The 22,973-nt window shown below is 57.6% G+C and carries 11 protein-coding genes and 4 pseudogenes; 3 read left to right on the top strand and 12 right to left on the bottom strand.

The features are described 5' to 3' along the window. The 6 genes and pseudogenes from AC1DSG_RS12470 to AC1DSG_RS12445 form a co-directional block, all read right to left on the bottom strand. A pseudogene (locus tag AC1DSG_RS12470) lies at positions 1-437 on the bottom strand (carbohydrate ABC transporter substrate-binding protein); the annotation flags it as partial. A gap of 47 nt (positions 438-484) precedes the next feature. Beyond that, positions 485-757 (bottom strand): DUF2160 domain-containing protein, encoded by a 273-nt coding sequence (locus AC1DSG_RS12465; RefSeq protein WP_033049407.1) that lies wholly within the window; start codon positions 755-757, stop codon positions 485-487. A gap of 13 nt (positions 758-770) precedes the next feature. Beyond that, positions 771-1,565: a carbohydrate ABC transporter permease gene (locus tag AC1DSG_RS12460; RefSeq protein ID WP_477791147.1), complete on the bottom strand. Its 795-nt coding sequence runs from the start codon at positions 1,563-1,565 to the stop codon at positions 771-773. 29 nt (positions 1,566-1,594) lie between these two features. Then, positions 1,595-2,461, bottom strand: a complete 867-nt coding sequence (locus AC1DSG_RS12455; RefSeq protein ID WP_477791146.1) for a carbohydrate ABC transporter permease — start codon at positions 2,459-2,461, stop codon at positions 1,595-1,597. Next, positions 2,458-3,573: an ABC transporter ATP-binding protein gene (locus tag AC1DSG_RS12450; protein WP_477791145.1), complete on the bottom strand. Its 1,116-nt coding sequence runs from the start codon at positions 3,571-3,573 to the stop codon at positions 2,458-2,460. The genes AC1DSG_RS12455 and AC1DSG_RS12450 overlap by 4 nt, the downstream gene beginning before the upstream one ends. Beyond that, positions 3,573-4,667 (bottom strand): ABC transporter ATP-binding protein, encoded by a 1,095-nt coding sequence (locus AC1DSG_RS12445; RefSeq protein WP_223520385.1) that lies wholly within the window; start codon positions 4,665-4,667, stop codon positions 3,573-3,575. The genes AC1DSG_RS12450 and AC1DSG_RS12445 overlap by 1 nt, the downstream gene beginning before the upstream one ends. A 444-nt stretch (positions 4,668-5,111) precedes the next feature. Here AC1DSG_RS12445 and AC1DSG_RS12440 point away from each other — a divergent pair, with 444 nt between their 5' ends. Further along, a complete protein-coding gene (locus tag AC1DSG_RS12440; RefSeq protein ID WP_477791144.1) occupies positions 5,112-6,944 on the top strand; it encodes a sigma-54-dependent Fis family transcriptional regulator in 1,833 nt (610 codons plus the stop codon). A gap of 100 nt (positions 6,945-7,044) precedes the next feature. Here the strand turns inward: AC1DSG_RS12440 and AC1DSG_RS12435 are convergent, their stop codons facing one another. The 6 genes and pseudogenes from AC1DSG_RS12435 to AC1DSG_RS12410 all read right to left on the bottom strand — a co-directional run bounded on the left by AC1DSG_RS12435 (position 7,045) and on the right by AC1DSG_RS12410 (position 21,443). Beyond that, positions 7,045-8,253, bottom strand: coding sequence for an MFS transporter (locus tag AC1DSG_RS12435; protein WP_477791143.1), 1,209 nt, complete (start codon positions 8,251-8,253; stop codon positions 7,045-7,047). Positions 8,254-8,419: 166 nt separating this feature from the next. After that, positions 8,420-9,412, bottom strand: a pseudogene (locus tag AC1DSG_RS12430) (thioesterase domain-containing protein); the annotation flags it as partial. 111 nt (positions 9,413-9,523) lie between these two features. Continuing rightward, a pseudogene (locus tag AC1DSG_RS12425) lies at positions 9,524-10,975 on the bottom strand (non-ribosomal peptide synthetase); the annotation flags it as partial. Between the two features lie 96 nt (positions 10,976-11,071). Next, positions 11,072-17,566 (bottom strand): annotated as a pseudogene (locus tag AC1DSG_RS12420) (amino acid adenylation domain-containing protein); the annotation flags it as partial. 781 nt (positions 17,567-18,347) lie between these two features. Then, a complete protein-coding gene (gene cysS / locus AC1DSG_RS12415) occupies positions 18,348-19,730 on the bottom strand; it encodes a cysteine--tRNA ligase (protein WP_477791142.1) in 1,383 nt (460 codons plus the stop codon). 15 nt (positions 19,731-19,745) lie between these two features. After that, on the bottom strand, positions 19,746-21,443 hold the full coding sequence (locus tag AC1DSG_RS12410) for a glutamine--tRNA ligase/YqeY domain fusion protein (RefSeq protein WP_477791141.1): 1,698 nt from the start codon (positions 21,441-21,443) through the stop codon (positions 19,746-19,748). Positions 21,444-21,693: 250 nt separating this feature from the next. Here AC1DSG_RS12410 and AC1DSG_RS12405 point away from each other — a divergent pair, with 250 nt between their 5' ends. Further along, a complete protein-coding gene (locus AC1DSG_RS12405; protein ID WP_477791140.1) occupies positions 21,694-22,197 on the top strand; it encodes a peptidylprolyl isomerase in 504 nt (167 codons plus the stop codon). Continuing rightward, a complete protein-coding gene (gene lpxH, locus AC1DSG_RS12400; protein WP_477791139.1) occupies positions 22,194-22,946 on the top strand; it encodes a UDP-2,3-diacylglucosamine diphosphatase in 753 nt (250 codons plus the stop codon). The genes AC1DSG_RS12405 and lpxH overlap by 4 nt, the downstream gene beginning before the upstream one ends. Positions 22,947-22,973 lie beyond the last annotated feature (27 nt).

Below are 22,973 nucleotides of genomic sequence, written 5' to 3'. Positions count from 1 at the left end.
GTCTTACCGTAGCGGAAGTGTGTACCGATGAGGTCCGAGTCGTTGACCCAGCCGTCATAGATGCTCTTGTCCGACTGCATCACCGTCTGCAGCTTTTCCACCACATCGCCTTCCTGCAGCAGGTCGTGGGTCAGCTTGATCCCGGTGATCTCGGTGAAGGCCTTGGCCAGGACCTTGGACTCGTATTCGTGGGTGGCGATGGTTTCMGAAACCACTTTGATATTCATCCCGCGAAACGGCTCCGCCGCCTTGATGAACCACTTCAGCTCTTCCAGCTGTTGATCGGCCGTCAATGTGGATGGCTTGAACTCACTGCCGATCCATTTTTTCGCAGCGTCTACATAGGCATCGGCCCAGGCCGAAGCGCTCAACCCACTGAGTGCCAGCATGGCTGCCAATGAAATGCTATGTCGCAGCTTATTGTTTTTGTCGAACATAGAGACCTCCTGTTTGGGTTTCGGGACACCATTGCCGAGCGATTCGACTAGCCCCAACGCATCACAGCCAACAGCCACACCAGGGACAACGCGGACGCTACCCAGATGCTCCAGTCGGTGACGCCAATTACCAGCAAATGCAGGTAGGCGCTGCCGAGAAGACCGATAAACAGCCGATCGCCACGGGTGGTGGCAATCGGCAACAAACCACGCCGAAGAATGCTCGGCGAACGTAATTCCCAAGTCGTCATGCCCACCAGAATCAGGCCAATGACAATGAAGAACACTGCGGTGGGGACCGTCCAACTCATCCATTCCATCATCATCCGTTCCTCATACCCGACCCAGGGCAAAGCCCTTGGCCACGTGGTTGCGAACAAACCAGATCACCAGCATGCCCGGCAGGATGGTCAACACCCCCGCCGCCGCCAGCACGCCCCAATCGATGCCGGACGCCGAGACCGTGCGGGTCATCACCGCCGCAATCGGCTTGGCGTTGACCGACGTGAGCGTTCGCGCCAAGAGCAATTCAACCCAGGAAAACATGAAGCAGAAAAACGCCGTGACACCGATGCCGGAACCGATCAGCGGGATAAAAATCTTCACGAAAAACTTGGGAAAACTATAGCCGTCGATGTAGGCCGTTTCGTCGATTTCCTTGGGAACACCAGACATGAAACCCTCAAGAATCCACACCGCCAACGGCACGTTAAACAGGCAGTGAGCCAAGGCCACCGCGATGTGGGTGTCAAACAGGCCGATCGAGGAATACAGCTGGAAGAACGGCAGCAGGAATACCGCCGGTGGTGCCATGCGGTTGGTCAGCAGCCAGAAGAACAGGTGCTTGTCGCCGAGGAAGCGATAGCGTGAAAACGCATACGCCGCCGGCAGTGCAACGCTCAGGGCAATTACTGTGTTCAGGCTCACGTAATACAGCGAGTTGAGGTAACCGGTGTACCAGGCCGGATCAGTGAAAATCACCTTGTAGTTATGCAAGGTGAAATCCGCGGGGAACAACGTCAGGCCGCCGAGGATTTCGGTGTTGCTCTTGAACGACATGTTCAGCAGCCAGTAGATCGGCACCAGCAGGAACAGGATGTAGATCAGCAGTGGAATCACTTTTTTCATAGGGGTAAGACGCTTGCTCATGGCGGGCCTCAGCGGTTGGCGTCAGAGTGAGTCATGGCGGTGTAGAACAGCCAGGACACCAACAGGATGATCAGGAAGTACACCAGCGAAAACGCCGCGGCCGGCCCCAGGTCGAATTGCCCTACCGCCATCTGGGTCAGGGTCTGACTCAGGAACGTCGTGGCATTCCCCGGGCCGCCACCGGTCAGCACGAACGGCTCGGTGTAAATCATGAAACTGTCCATGAAGCGCAGCATCACCGCGATCAACAACACGCTTTTCAGCTTGGGCAACTGGATGTGCCGGAACACCGCCCAGGCCGAGGCCCGATCAATCCGCGCCGCCTGGTAATACACATCCGGAATGGCCCGCAACCCGGAGAAGCACAACAACGCCACCAACGACGTCCAGTGCCACACGTCCATCACCAGCACCGTGACCCAGGCGTCCATGGTGTTCGCCGCATAGTTGTAGCTGATGCCCATGGCTTTGAGGCTTGCCCCCAGCAGGCCGATGTCGGCGCGGCCAAAAATCTGCCAGATCGTGCCGACCACGTTCCATGGAATCAGCAACGGAATCGCCAGAATGATCAGCACCAGCGACGACCAGCGCCCCTTGGTCGGCATCGTCAGGGCGATGGCGATGCCCAGCGGGATTTCGATCAGCAGCACGCAGCCGGAGTAGATGAACTGCCGCAACAATGAGTCATGCAGGCGCGGATCGAGCAGCACTTGCCTGTACCAGTCGGCACCGACGAAGTAGCGGCTGGACTGGTCGAAGATGTCCTGCACCGAATAGTTGACCACCGTCATCATCGGTATCACCGCACTGAAGGCCACCAGCAGGAACACCGGCAACACCAGCCACCAGGCCTTGTTGTTTTGCACCTTGTTCATGGCTGCACTCCGTTATTGGCTTGCGCTGGCAGCAGATATTCATCGGCATACACCATCAACCACTGCGCCGGGAAACTGATGTACGCCGTGCCTTCGGGCACCGGTTTGTCTTCGGCCAGGCGCACTTTCAAGGGTGCACCGTCGAGGTTCAGGGTCAGGATCTTGTAGGTGCCGAGATCTTCGATGTGTACGACCTGAGCCTTCATCGCGTCATCAAAGGGTTCTTCCCACACATGCACGAACTCTGGCCGGATGCCGACCTTGAGGGTTTTCCACTCGGATTCTGCGATGCGTTTCTGTTGAGCTTCAGACAGCGGCAGGTGCGTCGAGGCGAAACCCACGCCACCCGGTTGCGGCTTGACCTCGATCAGATTCATTCCCGGGCTGCCGATGAAATAGCCGACAAAGGTGTGGCTCGGCCGTTCGAACAATTCTCGCGGCGTACCGAACTGCACGATCTGCCCGCCGTACATCACGGCGATTTTGTCAGCGAAGGTCGAAGCCTCCAGCTGATCGTGAGTGACGTAAACCATGGTGATGTTGAACTGCTCATGGATCTGCTTGAGCTTGCGCCGCAGCTTCCACTTCAGGTGCGGGTCGATCACGGTCAGCGGTTCGTCGAACAGGATCGCCGAGACGTCATCGCGCACCAGCCCACGGCCCATGGAAACCTTTTGTTTTTCATCGGCGGTAAGGTTGCTGGCCTTTTTGCTCAACAGCGGCTGCAGGTCCAGCACCTCGGCAATTTCTTGCACCTTGGTGTGGATTCTCGCCTCGGCCATGCCCTGATTACGCAGCGGAAACGCCAGGTTATCGAACACCGTCATGGTGTCGTAGACCACCGGGAACTGAAAAACCTGGGCGATGTTGCGCTTCTCCGGCGTGAGGTTGTTGACCGCTTTGCCGTCGAACAACACATGCCCCTGAGAGGGGCTGAGCAACCCGGAAATGATGTTKAGCAAGGTCGACTTGCCACACCCCGAAGGCCCGAGCAACGCATAGGCGCCGCCCTGTTCCCAAACGTGGTCCATTTCGCGGATCGCGTAATCCTCGGGTCCGGCCGGGGTTTTGGTGTAGCTGTGGGCGAGGTTCTGCAAACGGATTTCGGCCATCAGGCAACCCTCGCAATACGGCGGCCGGGCGCCTGGATCAAACGCCCCTGCGCATCGAAAACAAACAGTTTATGGGTCGGGATATAAATGCGGATCGGCGCATCGACGTCGTATTCGTGAACGCCGGGCAAGTGCAGCACCAGCAAAAAATGCTCATTGCGCACATGCAGGAAAGTTTCCGAACCGCTGATCTCGGCGACCTCGACCGTTACTGCCAGTTCCAGGTCATCGTCGTTGCTGGGCACCAGCGAGATGTGGCTGGGCCGCACGCCAAAGCGGAACTCGCCCTCGCCCACCGGCCGCAAATCCACGTTCAACGGGAAGTGCACGAAATTGGCAAAGCTGACTTCGTTACCGGCAATGCGCCCCGGCATCAGGTTGATCGGCGGCTCGGAAAACAGCTCTGCCGCGAGTACGCTTTGCGGCTGGTGATACACCTCGGACGACTTGCCGCTCTGGATCACCCGGCCCTCGTGAAGAATGGTCGTGGTGCCGCCCAGCGCCAGGGCTTCGTTGGGTTCGGTGGTCGCATAAATCGCGATGGTGTGCCGCGCCTTGAACAGCTCGCGCATTTCCTGGCGCAGTTCTTCGCGCAGCTTGTAATCGAGGTTGACCAGCGGCTCGTCGAACAGAATCAGCTCGGCATCTTTGACCAGCGCGCGAGCCATGGCCGTGCGCTGTTGCTGGCCGCCAGAGAGTTCGAGGGGATGGCGCTGGAGGAACTTCTCGATGCGCAGCATCTTCGCGGTTTCCAGCACTTTGCTCTGGATCAGTTCGTTGGAAACACCGCCCTGGCGTAACGGCGAGGCAATGTTTTCGAAGACGGTCATGGTCGGATAATTGATGAACTGCTGATAGACCATCGACACGTTTCGCAGCCGCACCGGACGCTGGGTGACGTCGACGCCATTCATCAGGATGCGACCGCTGTCGGGCTTGTCCAGACCGGCCATCAGGCGCATCAGACTGGTTTTGCCGGACAGCGTGCGCCCGAGCAAGACGTTGAAGGAACCGGGTTCAAAACTCAGGCAGGCATCGTCGATCCAGGTCTGGCCCTCGACGGTGCGGCTGACGTGCTCCAGGGTTAATGACATGGCTCGGCCTTTTTTATTATTTGGAGTCAAGCGACCGGAGCTACAGAGCGAGTTTCGTGCCAAAAATTGCAAGCCTTTGATCTGGCTGGAAAATCTTTGAGTGAACGGAGTGAGTGCTTTCGTTGCTGAACAGAAATGAACAACCCTGATTGAACAACTGAACAACCCAGTCGTTGACAATGAACAATAGTGAACAACACTCTACACACTGTTTTACTGCGAAGAATTCCGAAATGCACACGGCCCTGTAGCAGCTGCCGGAGGCTGCGTCCGGCGACGCAGTCGTCGTAAAATCAGGCGCCACGGTTTATCAGGATGACCGCGTATTCAGGGTTTGCGACGACTGCGTCGCCGGACGCAGGCTTCGCCAGCTGCTACAAGGGTTCGCGTTGGCAGCCTGACCCATAACAAAAACAATAAAAGCTTGCTCAGAGATCGACTGCCATGGCTGCACCCGCCTCGCCGCTCTCCCACGACGCCGTCATTCAGGACTCCTGGTCCCGCTGCCGCGCGTTCGGCCTCAACCATCAGAGCGCACCGGCGTTCGATCAACTACCGGCCGATGGCATCGCGCAATTGCTGGAGAGCCAACATTCGCTGGTGCAGACCACGCACCAGGAAGTGCTGCCGTATTACGAAAACATCCTGAGCAATTCCAACTGCCTGATCATGCTCGCCGACAATCAAGGCCAGGTCCTGACGTCATGGGGCACCCAGCGCTTTATCGACCCGAGCCTGACCCGTGGTTTCAGCGCCGGCGCCAGCTGGATGGAGCGTTGCAGTGGCACCAATGCCATCGGCACCGCATTGGCCTGCGAGCAAGCCGTGCACATTGAGCACGATGAACACTTTTTGAAGGCCAACCGCTTCATGACCGGTTCCGCCGCGCCGATTTTCGATGCCGAGCGCAAAGTGATCGCTGTGCTGGATGTGTCCAGCGACAGCTACCTGCCGCCGTCGCACACCCTGGGCATGGTCAAGATGATGAGCCAGACCGTGGAAAACCGGCTGATTCTCAACCTGTTCCATGGCCAGCATTTTCAACTGACCTTTAACACCGGGTTGAACAACCTCGACAGCCAATGGGCCGGCCTGCTGATCTTCGATGAGACCGGTCAGGTGCTGTCCGCCAACCGCCGGGCCGACAATCTATTGGGCATCAGCCTGTCGCGGGTCAGCATCGAGAGCCTGTTCAAGGTCTCGTTGCTCGAACTGCTGAACCAGCCCGACGGCCTGCCGTTCGCCCTGCAAGCCTCCGGGCGCAACCGCTTTCAGTGTCTGCTGAGACGACCGAAGCAAGTGCCGATTCAGCCTAGAGTGTTCGCCGAGCCCGTCGTTCCGGCACCCGAAGCGATCAGCCTCAACACCCTGCACTTCGGCGACAGCCGCGTGGAAAAAGCCGTACGTCAGGCCGAACGCCTGCTTGAAAAAGACATTCCGCTGTTGATTCACGGGGAAACCGGGGTCGGCAAGGAAGTTTTCGTCAAAGCCCTGCACCAAGCCAGTACACGCAGCAAACAGCCGTTCATTGCCGTCAACTGTGCAGCGATCCCCGCCGAACTGGTGGAATCCGAGCTGTTTGGCTACGAAAAAGGCGCGTTCACCGGCGCCAACCAGAAAGGCAGCATCGGGCTGATCCGCAAAGCCGACAAAGGCACCCTTTTCCTTGATGAAATCGGCGATATGCCGTTGCCGACTCAGGCTCGACTGCTGCGAGTGTTGCAGGAGCGTTGCGTGCAACCGGTGGGCAGCAGCGAGTTGTTCCCGGTGGATATACGGATTTTTTCGGCAACTAACCGCTCGTTGCGCGAACAGGTGCAGTTGGGGCGGTTTCGTGAAGATCTTTATTACCGGATTGGTGGTTTGACCCTGGAACTGCCGCCTCTGCGCGAACGCAGTGACAAGGAAGCACTATTCAAACGCCTATGGGAGCAACACCGCGAACCGAGCCAGTGGGCCGGACTGAGTCGAGAGGTACTGGAGTTGTTCAGCCGTCATCCGTGGCCGGGGAATTTAAGACAGGTCAGCAGCGTGATGCAGGTAGCGCTGGCCATGGCCGAGGAACAACCGGTGCGGCCAGAGCATTTGCCGGATGATTTTTTTGTGGATCTGGAGATGGAGCCGGTTGAAACGCCGGAGCCGTTGGCGGTGGATTTGAATGATGCCGAGGATTTGAATCGGCAGTTGCAGGCGGCAGGGGGGAATATCTCGCACTTGGCCCGACGGCTGGGGGTTAGCCGCAATACCCTTTACAAGCGGTTGCGTCAGGCTGAGTGATGAACCAATTCACAATAGGCGTAGCAAACTCATTGCCATAGCTGAGTTGAATCACCCCCTGTCAGTGCTGCATCCATTTGTCCAAGCTGGACATTGCCAATTACTGGAAGATCGGCTCGGCATACGTCGCTGACGCGGCACCAAGGGTGCGCAGGCCAATAAGCACGATTGCCACCATTATGAGCCCTGCGGCAATGGCTATACCGAACCCTGCTCGTGCGCCATAAGTATCGATGATCAGGCCCGAAAGTACTCCACCGAGCGCTACGCCGATGCTGATACCTGTTGTCATCCATGTCAGTCCTTCGGTGATCCTGGACGGTGGAACAATGATCGTACCGAGATTCATGACGACGACCATCGTTGGCGCAAATGACACACCTGCCACAAACAGCATCCCCGAAAGGATGTAGACGTCCGGTGAGAAAATGGGCAACACGGCTGTGACTGCTGTTATCAGAACCCCGATAAAGAACTGCTTTTCAATCGGCAAGGAAATCCTTAGCGCGCCGAACGTCAGGCCCGCGATCATGGAGCCGAGAGCATAGGCTGCCAGGATGAAACTGGCGGACGCTGGCCAGCCTTGAGCGTTGGCGAAGGCAACAACCGCCACGTCGATTGATCCGCCAATCACACCCATCGCCAGGAGTGCCAGAACGATGGTACGAACGCCGGGGATAAGCAGGGTTGAACTTGCGCTCCTTTTAATGCCAACGACCACCTTCGGTTCTGTCTGCCGCTGCATAAGAAAAGCCGTCACGCCGACAACCAGCAACAAGACGGCTACAAGCGGCCCGGCTTCGGCGAAAAAGCTGACGCTCAAACCAATGGCAAGTGGGGGGCCGATGATAAAGGCGAGTTCAGTTAGAACCGTGTCCAGGGAGAAGGCCGTGTGTAATTGCGGCTTGCCACGGAAAAGCTGCGTCCAGCGTGCTCTTATCATCGCGGGCATGCTCGGCATCGTGCCCGCCAATGCCGCAAGAATAAAAAGCAGTGGGGCCCGAGCCCTCAGATAGACAGCGATTATCAGCGCCAACAACATGCCAATGCTGAAGGCCGTCACAAAGGGCAGAACCCGACTCTGGCCCCGTTGATCAACGAGTTTTGATACTTGCGGGCCGAAAAGCGCATTCGCCAAGGTAAAAGTAGCGGCGACCGAGCCAGCCAGCCAATAAAGACCCGTCTGCTGCACCAACATGGTAATGATGCCGATGCCGATCATTGCCTGTGGCAAACGGGCAATGGAACTCGCGATCACTAACCCCATGACGCCGGGGGTGGTGAGAAGTTCGCGGTAGGGATTTGCCATGATTTCTCCTTTTTTATAATTCGACGCTAATCAGTAGCCCGCTGCAACGCAAACTAATGGGGGCGGCTGAATGGTTAATTTAAACAAGTAAGCAAGTGAGGAAGTTACAACCATTTGCAACAGCCCCACTTGCATGTAGATGAGCGTGACGCTCAATCATCACCTCTTACAAAAGCGCTCGATTGATTGCTTCAGCCAAGTGTATGCGATTACTGACGTCCTCCATCATCGACCCATGCCCGCCTGGAATAGAAACAGAACTAATCGCCAAATCAGGCAAGAGTTCTCTCCACCCGCCTACCATATCCACCTGCAGCAGAGGGGTACGCTCATGATCAGCCGCGTAGAAATGATAGAGATTGATCGGCAATGGAGATGGTCTATAGGCGCCGGCGATGTGTGAGAAATGATAAATGACTTGCCATTTGACTGTTTCCAGCGAGATGTCTGCATTTAAATCATAGCCTCCCAGGTCCTGTGCTTTTTTAATCAGCGCAGCAAACTCATCACCCTCATTTAAAACATCGAATTTATGACGCTTCGCCTCGGAAGCCACCGCCTTAACATGCTCAATAAAGTAGTGCTTAACACCCTGGTTTTTATAAAGTAACTTGTGCGGCGCGGGAACATCAATAAAGCCTAAAAATTCAACGCTGGCCTCTTTGCACATAAGCGCATGGGCGATGGCATAAGCGAGAATCCCTCCAGAGGAATACCCGGCAATGCGATAAGGCCCTTCAGGCTGGATCGTCTGGATGAGCAGAATCATTCTTTCGGCCATATCCTCCATCGAGTGAGGCAAAGGGTCGCCAATGGCCGACCACGGCAATACATGGATCGGGCAGCTGACGCGGATTTGTTGCGCCAGAGAAATAGCATACGAATAATCGGCTAATCCCGAGGGCACGAAAAAGACCGGGGGTTCAGTCCCGCCAGCGCGCACCGTGATCGCCCCGATCTGCGGGTTGAACACAGGAGACTGTGCGATCTGAGTGGCAAGGTTAGCCAATCGAGGGGTTTCAAAAATGTCGCTCAGCGAACACTCCAGACCATAACTCCTGACTTTTTGCATCAGCTGGACGGCCATGAGCGAATGGCCGCCGAGGGCGAAGAAGTTGTCATGGCGACCGACCTGCTCAACACCAAGCAACCCTGACCAAAGCGCTGCCAGGATCGTCTCGGTCTCACCTTGTGGTGCCTCATACGCGGCATGCGCAAAGGCCGCACCCTCAGGAACAGGCAACGCCTTGCGATCAAGCTTGCCATTAGGGGTTAGCGGCAAGCGTTCAATCAGCACAAAGGCAGACGGCACCATGTAGTCGGGTAGACGTTCACTCAGATAATCACGCAGTCGTCCTGCAAGCGGTAGACCCACCTCGGAGTCAGCCTTAGGTATTAAGGCATCATTTCCCGCAACCTCTGGCTGAGCCACTACATAGGCGACCAGTCGCTCGCCCGGGTCTACGCCTTGCACCTCCACAACCGCCTCGCGGATGGAAGGATGCTCGGTCAATCTGGCTGCAATTTCACCTGGCTCAATCCGCAAGCCACGGATCTTGACCTGATCGTCATTGCGCCCCATGAACACCAGGTTCCCGTCCGGCAGATAACGGGCCAGGTCCCCCGTCTTGTACATACGCGCGTCAGGCTCGCCGGCAAATGTATCGAGCAAGAAACGCTCAGCCGTCAGTTCGGCGAGGTTCAGATATCCACGCGCAACACCCATGCCCCCGATGTACATCTCACCCACCGCCCCCAGCGGAACAGGCTCGCCATGCGCGTCCAGAAGGTAAATGCGGGTGTTTGAAACCGGACGGCCTATCGGAACCGGATCAACGTCATCGGATGAACAGCGATAGACCGCCGCCCAGACAGTCGCCTCCGTCGGGCCATATTCATTGAATAATTCCACGGCAGTAAAGGCTGAAGTCACTTCCTGGATCAGCTTCGCAGGACACAATTCGCCCGCCACGATCACCTGACGCAGTTGTCCATATCCGAGTTGGGCAACTTGCGGCAGAACCAGTCTTGCCAGAGACGGCACCAGCAGCACCGACGTGACTTTGTTTTCAATCAAATGGCGGCTGATGATGTGTGGATCTACGACGGCTTTGCCACCTGGTAAACACAAAGCACCACCGGTTGTTAACGTTCCGAAAATGCCTGCCACGGAACTGTCAAACGCCATCGATGACAGCAGTAAAAATACAGCGTCGGAACTCGGCTTATAGACCGTGGTTCTTGCCAATGTCGATGCGATTAATCCACGGTGTTCGATCATGACGCCCTTGGGCTGTCCGGTTGAGCCCGAGGTATAGATCAGATAAGCGAGGTTGCGGGGTGTCAGGCCGGGGACCTGGAAATTGACATCAGCCTTCGTCAAGATTTCATTGGGATCTAGCACGGTGTGGGACTGCAACGCCTCACCCAGCACCTGCCGCCCGGCTGCATCGGCCAGCACCAGGACCGGCGCCGTATCGGTAAGAATGTAAGCCAGTCGATCTCCCGGGTAGGCCGGATCAAGTGGCACATAGGCGCCGCCCGCCTTCAGGATCGCCATAAGACCAACAACCATGGCCGCCGAGCGCTCGACACAGATCGCCACCCGCTGGTCTGGCCCGACGCCCTGCTCGATCAGCCGATGTGCCAGTCGATTTGCTCTGGCATTGAGCTCACCGTAACTGAGCGCCTCGCCCTCAAAGATCAGCGCCGTTGCCTCTGGACTGCGCGCTACCTGCTCTTCAAACAAATGATGAATGCACAAATGATCCGGGCTGGATGCATCCGTCGCGTTCCACGTCTTGAGCAGCAATGTACGTTCAGACGCAGGCAGAATATTCAGCTGTCGAACCGGGCGGTGCAGCGAGCGCTCCAAGGTCTGCGCCAGACTTTCCAACGCCTGCTCCATGTAGCCACACACACGATCGGAATCGAATGGCGTGACCACTTGGGTCGTCAACCCGAATGAGTGACTGAAATCTTCCACGGACAACGTGAGCGGATAATTGGTCCGCTCTTGTTCACTCAAGAACTGGACACCCGGCATTTGCTCCATGGTTTGGACAATGTTGTCCGCACCAGCCAGATCATTGTGCCGATAGTTAAGCAATGCGCTGAACAGTGGCGTACCTGTAGCGACCCCACTGCACCTTTGTGCCAGCGCCAGCGAGGCATGCTCGTGGGCGAGCAACTCAGCCAGTCGGGCATGAGCCTGCTGGACACTCTCGGCGGTATCAATGCCGCCTGAGTCAAACCGGATCGGCAGCGTGTTGATGAACATGCCCATGGCTCGATCTGACCCATGGCCGGCTTGCATGCGCCCAAACAGCACCGTACCAAACACGACCTTTTCCTGGCCGCTGGTGCGTGCCAGAACCTGGGCAAAGGCAACATGACACAGACTGGCGAGACTCACATTCAATCGCCTCGCCTGCGTCCGTAGCCGATCATTGAGTTCGGCCGAAACCATGCGGTGGGTCTGGCCCACCTGCGCGCCGTCCAGATGCACTTCCGCCAATCCAAAGGGCAGCGTCGGCTCTTCTATGTCAGCCAGCATCGATCTGAAGAACCGCTCATGCTCCTCAACGCTCTTGCCCAACTGCACCTGACCAATCAGGTTGCGGAACGGTTGAGGCGACGGCAGTTTCTCACCGCGCCCGGCGAGGAACGCCTGCACTTCGTTATAAAAAAACTGCAATGAAGAAGCATCGTCAATCAGGTGATGCTGCAGTTGCATCAGAATGAAGCGGCCTGCGACAGGGTCATGGGCAACGATAAAGCGCAGCACCGGCGCCTGGGTCAGGTCAACTCGGTGCCGACATGAATCGAAGCGCCGGGAAAGCTGTTCGGTAACGGGACCGTCTGCCGGATCGAGAACAACATCAGTGACGGAGAGCGGAGCCTGTCGCCAGACAACTTGCGCGGCGCGAGACAACCCTTCCCAAATAAAAGCGGTACGCAAAATGTCGTGGCGGTCTACAACCCGTTGAACGGCGCCGAGATAGCGTTCCAATGTTTCACGATCAGCAAAGGCCATCTGGGCCACCAGCAAATAGGGGTCACCTTCCTTTGCCAACATGTGGTGGAACAGGATGCCGTCCTGCATAGGTGAGAGTGCGTAGATATCCTGGATGTTGGCTGCCCCCCCAGGTACCTGTGAAACGATCAGGTCAATTTCCGATTGGCTGAGATCTATCAACGGCAGCAGTTCGGGCGTGATTTTGCACGTCTCGGGCTTGATAAGATTTGGCGGCACCACCACCTCTCGGTGCTGGCCAAGCGTGCTGGCCAGCACCGCCAACACGGGCGTCTGAAACAGATCACGCACAGCGAGGCTCAAGCCTTGGCGGCGCAAACGCTCGATCAACCGTACAGCCATGAGTGAATGGCCGCCGAGGGCGAAGAAATTGTCATGGCGACCGACCTGTTCAACCCCAAGCAGCGCTGACCAGATCCCGGCAAGGGTGACCTCGATTTCGCCCAACGGCGCCTCGTAGGCCGCATGGGCAAAGGCATCGCCCTCTGGAACCGGCAACGCCCGCCGATCAAGCTTGCCATTAGCCGTCAGCGGCAAGCTTTCCATCTGCACAAAGGCAGACGGCACCATGTAGTCGGGTAAACGGCTGCTCAGGTAATCACGCAGCGCTCCCGCCAGTGCCAGGCCAGACTCTGAGTCGATCGACGTGTCCTGAACCTCGGACTGCGCCACCACGTAAGCCACCAGACGCTTGTCGGTCTTCTCGCCTTGCGCCACCATCACCGCCTCGCGGATGGAGGGATACTCGGCCAATCGGGCCGCAATTTCACCCAGTTCAATCCGGAAGCCGCGGATCTTCACCTGGTCGTCATTGCGGCCAAGGAACGCCAGATTGCCGTTCGGCAGGTAACGGGCCAGGTCCCCCGTTTTATACATCCGCGCTTCAGGTTTGCCAGCGAAGGGATCGCGCAGGAATCGCTCGGCCGTCAGCTCGGGCCGGTTCAGGTAGCCACGCGCAACACCGGCGCCGCCGACGTACATCTCACCCACGGCCCCCGTCGGAACAGGCTGGCCAAACGCGTCGAGAAGATAGAGATTCAAATCCGGCAGACGCCGACCGATCACGCTGTCGGCTTGTTGCGCATCCGATGAAGTCAGCGGGTAATAAGTGACGTGGACCGTGGTTTCCGTGATCCCGTACATGTTCACCAGTTGTGGGGCGGATTCGCCACGCACGCCATACCAGTCGCGCAGGGTCGACGGTTGCAGCGCTTCGCCGCCAAAAATGACATAGCGCAGGCGGTCCGATGACGGTTGTGCATACGCCATCAAGGCGGTAAAGGCGCTTGGGGTCTGGTTCAGGACGGTGACGCCGTGCTCACAAATCAACTGATAGAACGCTTGCGGAGAACGGGTAATGGCCTGCGGGACCAGCACCAGCGTGCCGCCATAACGAAGGGCGCCCCACAGTTCCCAGACCGAGAAGTCGAAGGCAAAAGAGTGGAACAGGCACCAAACGTCACTGGCCTCAAAACCAAAGTCGGCGTGTGTCGTGTCGAACAGGCGCACCACCTGAGCATGCTCGATCATGACCCCTTTGGGCTGTCCGGTTGAGCCCGAGGTGTAGATGATATAAGCGAGGTTATTGGGGGTAAGGCCTGGAACTTCAGGGTTAGCGTCCACCCCGATCAACGCTTCAGCGTGGGCCTCATTGGGATCGATTACGGTACGAGCCTGCAAAGCGTCCCCGAGCGCTTGGCGCCCGGCCGCATCAGCCAGCACCAAAACCGGAGCCGTATCGCCAAGAATGAACGCCAGTCGCTCCCCCGAGTACTCCGGATCAAGCGGCACATAGGCGCCGCCCGCCTTCAGGATCGCCATCAAGCCAACAACCATTACCGCAGAACGCTCGACACAGATCGCCACGCGCTGGTCAGGCTTGACGCCCAAAGCAATCAGCCGATGCGCCAGCCGATTGGCCCTGGCGTTGAGTTCGCCATAGCTGAGCGACTCGCCCTCAAAGACCAGCGCCGTTGCCTCAGGATTGCGCGCAACCTGCTCCTCGAAAAGCTGATGCATACACAGATGAGCCGGGCAGGATTCATCCATCGAGTTCCATGTCTTGAGCAACAAGGTGCGCTCAGACGCATCAAGCAGGTCTATTTTGGCGACAGTCTGGCTGGCATCCCGGGTCATCTCGGCAAGGACAGTCTTCAGATAACCCACGTGGCGCTCGATCGTGGCTGCGTCAAACAACGCCGTCGCATAGCCAAGCGCACCCACGATTCGATCGCCCGCCTCGGCCAGGTTYAGCTCCAGATCGAACCGGGCGACCTCATAGGAAGAACCCACCGGACTGGCTTCAAGGCCGGGCAAGACCCATTGGCCTGCATCGTAGTTTTGCCAGGCAAATACCACTTGAAACAGTGGGGTATGGCTCAACCGTCTTGGCGGCTGCGTTATCTCCACCACCTGCTCGAACGGCAGATCTTGATGATCCTGGGCCTTGAGTGCCCGCTCGCGTACTTGAGCAATGAGTTCGGTAACGCTCGGGTTGTCGCCAAGGTCAATCCGCAACGCCAGTGTGTTGACGAAGAAGCCGATCAGCGGCTCGATGTCGCAATGGCCCCGGTTGGCACTTGGCGCGCCTATCACAATGTCTTCCTGCCCCGACAGGCGTGATAGTACTGCCGCCCAGGCCGACAACACCGTCATGAATAGCGTCACACCTTGCTGTTGGCTAAAACGCTTGAGGGACGTTGTCAGCTCTGCACTGAGTTTGATCGGCACAGAGGCACCCACAAGCGACTGCTGCTCAGGCCGACGCCGGTCTGTGGGCAGGTCGAGCAGCGTTGGCGCATCGGCCAGCGCCTCTCTCCAGTATGCCGCCTGCTCATTCAAACGCTCACCCGACAGCCATTGCCGCTGCCAGGCGGCATAGTCCGGATACTGGATCGCCAGCGGCGGCAATGGACTGGCCTGATGGTTGCTGAAAGCCGTGTACAGCGCACTCAGCTCAGGCAAAAGTATGCCGAGCGACCAGCCATCCGAGACGATGTGGTGTTGTGTGAGTAACAATACATGTTCATCTGCGGATGAGGCGACAGGCACCCGGATCAGACAAGATCGAATCAGCGGCCCTGTAGCGAGATCAAAGGGGGCTCGAGCCTCTTCGGTGCAAAGCCTTGCAAGGTCGGCTTCTGCGCCCGATCCAAGGAGATCAATCTCGCGCAATGGCAAACCCTGGTCGCAGGCCAGCAGACGCACTTCGACCTCCCCATCTTTGATGACAAAGACCGAGCGCAATGCCTCATGGCGCGACCACAGTGCATCGAGGGCCTGCTGCAAGACCATCACGTTCAACTGGCCGCACAACCTCAGAGCCAAGGGGATGTGATAGGCGTCGCTGAACCCACTGTCGAGTTGCGCCAGAAACCACAGTCGCTGCTGAGCGAAAGACAACGGCAAGGACTCATCGCGAGAGAGGGTCCGGATCGATGCACGCGCCACAGCGCCGCCGTCGCGCTGGGCTTCAATTGCCAACGCCACAGCCTTGAGCGTTGGAGAGGCGAACAAGGTGGCGAGCGGCAATTCAGCCCCAAAGGCTGCTATGCGACTGACCAGCCGCACGGCCATGAGTGAGTGGCCGCCAAGGGCGAAGAAGCTGTCATGGCGACCGACCTGTTCAACGCCAAGCAGCTCCGACCAGATCCCGGCGAGGAGGACCTCTGCCTCGCCCAGCGGCGCTTCGTAGGCCTCACGGGCAAAAGCACCCTCCTGCGGAACCGGCAACGCCTTGCGATCAAGCTTGCCATTGGCCGTCAGGGGGAAGCTTTCCATCCGCACGAAGGCAGACGGCACCATGTAGTCGGGTAAACGGCCACTCAGATAGTCACGCAGCGTTCCCGCCAGCGCCAAGCCAGACTCTGAGTCGATCGACGTGTCATGAACCTCGGACTGCGTCAAAACATAAGCAACCAGGCGCTTGTCGGTCTCCTCGCCTTGCGCCACGACCACCGCCTCGCGGATGGAGGGGTGCTCGGCCAATTTGGCCGCAATCTCACCCAGCTCGATCCGGAAACCACGGATCTTCACTTGGTCGTCATTGCGACCCAGAAACACCAGATTGCCGTTTGGAAGATAACGGGCCAGGTCCCCCGACCTGTACATCCGCGCGTCAGCCTTCCCCGCAAAGGGGTCGTGCAGGAAATGCTCTGCCGTCAGCTCGGGACGGTTCAGATAGCCGCGCGCCACACCGGCGCCGCCGACGTACATTTCACCCACTTCCCCCATCGGAACAGGCTGGCCATGCGCGTCGAGTAGATAGAGATTCAAATCCGGCAGACATTGACCAATCACGCTGTCGGCTTGTTGCGCATCCGATGAAGTCAGCGGGTAATAAGTGACGTGGACCGTGGTTTCGGTGATCCCGTACATGTTGACCAGTTGTGGGACAGATTCTTCACGCACCCCATACCAGTCGCGCAGGGTCGACGGCTGCAGCGCTTCGCCGCCAAAGATGACGTAGCGCAGATGGTCCGATGACGGTTGTACGTATTCCATCAAGGCTGTGAAGGCGCTCGGGGTCTGGTTCAGGACAGTGACGCCCTGCTCACAAATCAGCTGGTAGAACGCTTGCGGAGAACGGGTAATAGCCTGCGGGACCAGCACCAGCGTGCCGCCATAACGAAGGGCGCCCCACAATTCCCAGACCGAGAAGTCGAAGGCAAAAGAGTGGAACAGGCACCAAACGTCACGGGCCTCAAAACCAAAGGATGGATGTGTCGTGTCGAACAGACGCACCACCTGAGCATGCTCGACCATCACCCCTTTGGGTTGTCCGGTTGAGCCCGAGGTGTAGATGATATAGGCGAGGTTATCGGGGGTAAGGCCGGTAACTTCAGGATCGGCGTCCGCTTCAGCGTAGACATCACGGGGATCAAGGACGGTATGAGCCTGCAAAGCAGCCCCGAACGCTTGGCGCCCGGCCGCATCAGCCAGCACCAGGACCGGAGCCGTATCGGCAAGAATGAACGCCAGCCGCCCCCCCGAATATTCCGGATCGAGCGGCACATAGGCACCGCCCGCCTTCAGGATCGCCATCAGGCCAATAACCATCGCTGGGGAGCGCTCGACACAGATCGCCACAAGCTGGTCAGGTCCAACACCCAAGGCAATCAACCGATGGGCCAGCCGATTAGCCCTGGCGTTGAGTTCGCCATAGCTGAGCGCCTCCCCCTCAAAGACCAGTGCCGTTGCCTCAGGGTTGCGCGCAACTTGCGCCTCGAATAAATGGTTAATGCACAGATGATCCGGATATTTAGACGTAATCTTCACCTTTACCTCCTGGAAGCGAAAACTCCATTTTTATCGATTGATTGCACCTAAGTTCGGACAAGTGCAGATTCTATGTAATATTATCCATTGAACCACACCTCTCATACATCGCTACGACCTCCCCATTGGAAAAACAGCGAATAAGGCAAAATCCTACTCATCCGTCAGAAAGTTCCGACAATAATGACAGAGAGCCTATATTAATTAAAAATACAAACACTAACAACTTGAGAGACTCAGCCCCGCGCACTTTTATACACTCGCTGGGCTTATAGAAAACACGGCCACGCACTCTTATCCCCCATCAAGGTTTATCATATTTTTTATACCGAATGACTTACGCCAACAACACTTCAAAAACACTGAAATTTCCAAGACCAAGGATAATTATTATTCTCTAAACAGCCTGAGCATCTTGAATGATTAGTTGCTTGAGTTTTTTAACACAACGAAAACAGTAAATAAAACTCTAAAATCAAAAAACACTTACACCTATTGAAATACCAATCAAAGCCTAACTCTCGATAACATCTTAAAATAACGTAACCCGTTTCATTCAACACCAACAAAAACAATGTTCTCGCCACCCTAAAATCAGGAATCTACCGAAGAGGCTCAAAAAAAACATATCCTTATGTTATGAGACATGCATCATTATCTGGACCATCGTGCTCGGCCTTCATCAGCACTTTTACCCGCAACATTATCCCCTGCCAGACGCCCCTCCCAAAAAAACAAAAACCCACACAAGGCGGGTTTTGTTTTGTAGCCAGCAAAGCACTCAGTCAGCCAACCGCCAGGTCGTACCACCCTTCCCGTCTTCCAGCACCACACCCATCGCTGTGAGCTGGTCGCGGATGCGGTCGGATTCGGCCCAGTCTTTACCAGCACGAGCGGCCAGACGCGCTGCAATCAGCGCATCAACTTCAGCCGCATCAACCCGCCCTTCAGCGCCGGCCTGCAAGAAGTCATCGGCCTCAAGCTGCAACACGCCCAACACGCTCGCCAGTTCTTTCAAGCGCGCTGCCAGACCCGCCGCCGCATCAAAATCGCTCTCACGCAGACGGTTGATCTCGCGCACCATTTCGAACAGCACCGCGCAGGCTTCCGGCGTGCCGAAGTCGTCGTTCATCACCTGGGTGAAGCGCTCGACAAAGGCTTCGCCGCCAGCCGGCGCCACGTTCGGCAGGCCTTTCAACGCGTGGTAGAAACGTTCGAGTGCGCCTTTGGCGTCCTTGAGGTTGTCTTCCGAGTAGTTGATCGCGCTGCGGTAGTGGCTCGACACCAGCAAGTAACGCACGACTTCCGGGTGGTATTTTTCCAGCACGTCGCGAATGGTGAAGAAGTTGTTCAAGGACTTGGACATCTTCTCGCCATTGATGCGAATCATGCCGCAATGCATCCACGCGTTGGCGTAGGTCTTGCCGGTGGCCGCTTCGCTCTGGGCGATTTCGTTTTCGTGGTGCGGGAACTCGAGGTCGCTGCCGCCGCCATGAATGTCGAAGGTTTCACCCAGGCAGCAGGTCGACATCACCGAGCACTCGATGTGCCAGCCCGGACGACCGTCGCCCCACGGCGAAGGCCAGCTCGGCTCGCCCGGCTTGGCGCCTTTCCATAGCACGAAGTCCAGCGGGTCCTGCTTGGACTCGTCGACTTCGATCCGGGCGCCGATGCGCAGGTCTTCGATTTTCTTGCGCGACAGCTTGCCGTAGCCCATGAATTTGGCGACGCGGTAGTACACGTCGCCGTTGCCCGGGGCGTAGGCGTAACCCTTGTCGATCAGGGTCTGGATCATGGTTTGCATGCCAGCGATGTGATCGGTGGCCCGTGGTTCCATGTCCGGCTTGAGGATGTTGAGGCGCGCCTCGTCCTCGTGCATCGCGGTGATCATGCGCTCGGTCAGCACGTCGAACGGCTCGCCGTTCTCCTTCGCCCGATTGATGATCTTGTCTTCAATATCAGTGATGTTGCGCACATAAGTCAGGTTATAACCGCTGAAGCGCAACCAGCGGGTCACCAGGTCGAACGCAACCATGCTGCGGCCGTGGCCAATGTGGCAGTAGTCGTACACGGTCATCCCGCAGACGTACATGCGCACATTGTTGCCATCCAGCGGCTTGAAGACTTCTTTGCTCTTGGTGAGCGTGTTGTAGATCGTAAGCACTTTAATTTCCTTGAATCACTGGCCCCACGAATCACGCAAGGTCACGGTACGGTTGAACACCGGATGACCTGGTTTCGAGTCCTTGATATCCGCGACGAAGTAGCCTTCGCGCTCGAACTGGAAACGGTCTTCCGGCTGTGCATTGCCCAGCGAGGGTTCAGCACGACAACCGGTGAGCACTTGCAGCGAGTCAGGGTTGATGTTGTCCAGGAAACTGGCGCTGTCTTCGGCCTTCTCAGGGTTGGCCGAACGGAACAGGCGATCGTACAGACGCACCTCGCACTCGACGCTGGCAACCGCCGGCACCCAGTGCACCACGCCTTTGACCTTGCGGCCTTCAGGGTTCTTGCCCAGGGTTTCCGGATCGTAGGAGCAACGCAGTTCGACGATGTTGCCGTCGGCGTCCTTTATCGCTTCGTCGGCACGGATCACGTAGCTGCCACGCAGACGCACTTCGCCAGCCGGTTCCAGGCGCTTGTAGCCTTTTGGCGGCTCTTCCATGAAGTCTTCACGGTCGATGTAGATTTCACGGGCGAACGGCAGAACGCGCATGCCCATATCTTCTTTCGGGTGGCACGCCAGTTCGAGGTTTTCGACCTGACCTTCCGGGTAGTTGGTGATCACGACTTTCAGCGGACGCAGCACGCACATGGCACGCGGGGCGCTGTGGTCGAGGTCGTCACGGATGCTGAACTCGAGCATGCCGAAGTCGACCACGCCGTCGGAACGGTTGGTGCCGATCATTTCGCAGAAGTTGCGGATCGATTTCGGCGTGTAGCCACGGCGGCGGAAGCCCGACAGCGTGGACATGCGCGGATCGTCCCAGCCATTGACGTGCTTTTCATCGACCAGTTGCTTGAGCTTGCGCTTGCTGGTGATCGTGTAGTTCAGGTTCAGGCGGCTGAACTCGTACTGACGCGGGTGCGCCGGCACGGGCAGGCTGTCGAGGAACCAGTCGTACAGCGGACGATGGCTTTCGAATTCCAGGGTGCAGATCGAGTGGGTGATGCCTTCGATGGCGTCCGACTGACCGTGGGTGAAGTCGTAGTTCGGGTAGATGCACCACTTGTCACCGGTCTGGTGGTGGTGAGCGTGACGGATGCGATACATGATCGGGTCGCGCAGGTTCATGTTCGGCGAGGCCATGTCGATCTTGGCCCGCAGCACACGTGCGCCGTCCGGGAACTCGCCGGCGCRCATGCGGGCGAACCAGTCGAGGTTTTCTTCCACGGAGCGATCACGGAACRGGCTGTTCTTGCCCGGCTCGGTCAGGGTGCCACGGTATTCCTTGGCCTGCTCCGGGCTCAGGTCGTCGACGTAGGCCTTGCCGGCCTTGATCAGTTCAACGGCCCAGTCGTGCAGCTGGTCGAAATACTGCGAGGCGTAGCGCACTTCACCGGACCATTCGAAGCCCAGCCATTTGACGTCGCTTTCGATCGCGTCGATGTATTCCTGGTCTTCCTTGGCCGGGTTGGTGTCGTCGAAACGCAGGTGCGTGACGCCGCCGAATTCCTGGGCCAGACCGAAGTTCACACAGATCGACTTGGCGTGACCGATGTGCAGGTAGCCATTGGGCTCAGGCGGGAAACGGGTGACGATCTGCGTGTGCTTACCCGAGTCCAGGTCCGCCTGGATGATCGGGCGCAGGAAATTGACCGGCACGGCAGGGCCGGTCTTGGCATTCGAGGTAGGGTCGACAGTGGGCTTGCTCATAGGATCCTTGAACGTACAAGTGCGCGGCCAGAAGAAGGGCCAGATAAAACAAAGCCGCTATCATAGCCGATGCTGTCAAGCAGCTGACAGAGCGCGCCTGCAAACGGTCGTATTTAATCGGCCGCAAATGAAAAACAGCCTCGAAATTCGCGCCTGTCACGCTAAACTGCGCTCCTTGGCCAAAAAAGGCTGAACAGGTGTCAGGCCTTAATGTCCCGGCATCCACGAATTCCTTGAAAGAGTAGTAATCATGACCCAAGTCAAACTGACCACCAACCATGGCGAGATCGTCCTGGAACTGAACGCTGAAAAGGCCCCGATCACCGTGGCCAACTTCATCGAGTACGTCAAAGCCGGTCACTACGAAAACTCCGTTTTCCACCGTGTCATCGGTAACTTCATGATCCAGGGCGGCGGTTTCGAGCCAGGCATGAAAGAAAAGAAAGACAAGCGCCCAAGCATCCAGAACGAAGCTGACAACGGCCTGCCGAACGTGAAGTACAGCGTTGCCATGGCGCGCACCATGGAGCCGCATTCGGCGTCCGCCCAGTTCTTCATCAACGTGGCTGACAACAGCTTCCTGAACCACAGCGCCAAGACCACTCAGGGCTGGGGCTACGCCGTGTTCGCCAAAGTCGTTGCAGGCGAAGAAGTGGTCGACAAGATCAAAGGTGTTTCCACCACCATGAAGGCCGGCCACCAGGACGTACCAGCAGAAGACGTGATCATCGAGAAAGCCGAGATCATTGAGTGATACTGCTGATTTCAGACTTGCATCTGGAAGAGGAGCGCCCGGACATTACCCGGGCGTTTCTGGATTTGCTCGCCGGACGCGCCCGCTCGGCGAGTGCGTTGTACATCCTGGGCGACTTTTTCGAGGCGTGGATTGGCGACGACGCCATGACGCCCTTTCAGCGTTCCATCTGCCAGGCCCTGCGCCAACTGAGCGACAGCGGCACGGCCATCTTTTTGATGCACGGTAATCGCGACTTCATGCTGGGCCAGGCCTTCTGCAAACAGGCCGGCTGCACGCTATTGAAGGACCCGAGTGTCGTGCAGTTTTATGGCGAACCGGTGCTCTTGATGCACGGCGATAGCCTCTGCACTCGCGACGAAGCTTATATGAAGCTGCGTCGGTACCTGCGCAACCCCATCACCCTGTTCATCCTGCGGCACTTGCCGCTGCGCACCCGGCATAAACTGGCGCGCAAGCTGCGCAGTGAAAGCCGCGCGCAAACGCAGATGAAGGCCAATGACATCGTGGATGTCACGCCGGAAGAAATTCCGCGGATCATGCAGGAGTACGGCGTGAAAACCATGATCCACGGCCATACCCATCGCCCGGCCATCCACAAATTGCAGCTGGGCGAGCAAGCGGCCAAACGCATTGTGCTGGGGGATTGGGATCGTCAGGGCTGGGCGTTGCAGGTGGATGAGCAAGGCTTTGCGTTGGCGCCGTTCGACTTCGCCCCGCCACCGCAGCTTGCGGCGCCCACCAGCTGACCGCCTGACACAGATGCCCCTTGTGGG

This window comes from Pseudomonas sp. P5_A12 (genome assembly GCF_056400685.1).
The sequence above is the reverse complement of the archived record's forward strand: the minus strand, read 5'-3'. Positions and strand labels throughout refer to the sequence as shown.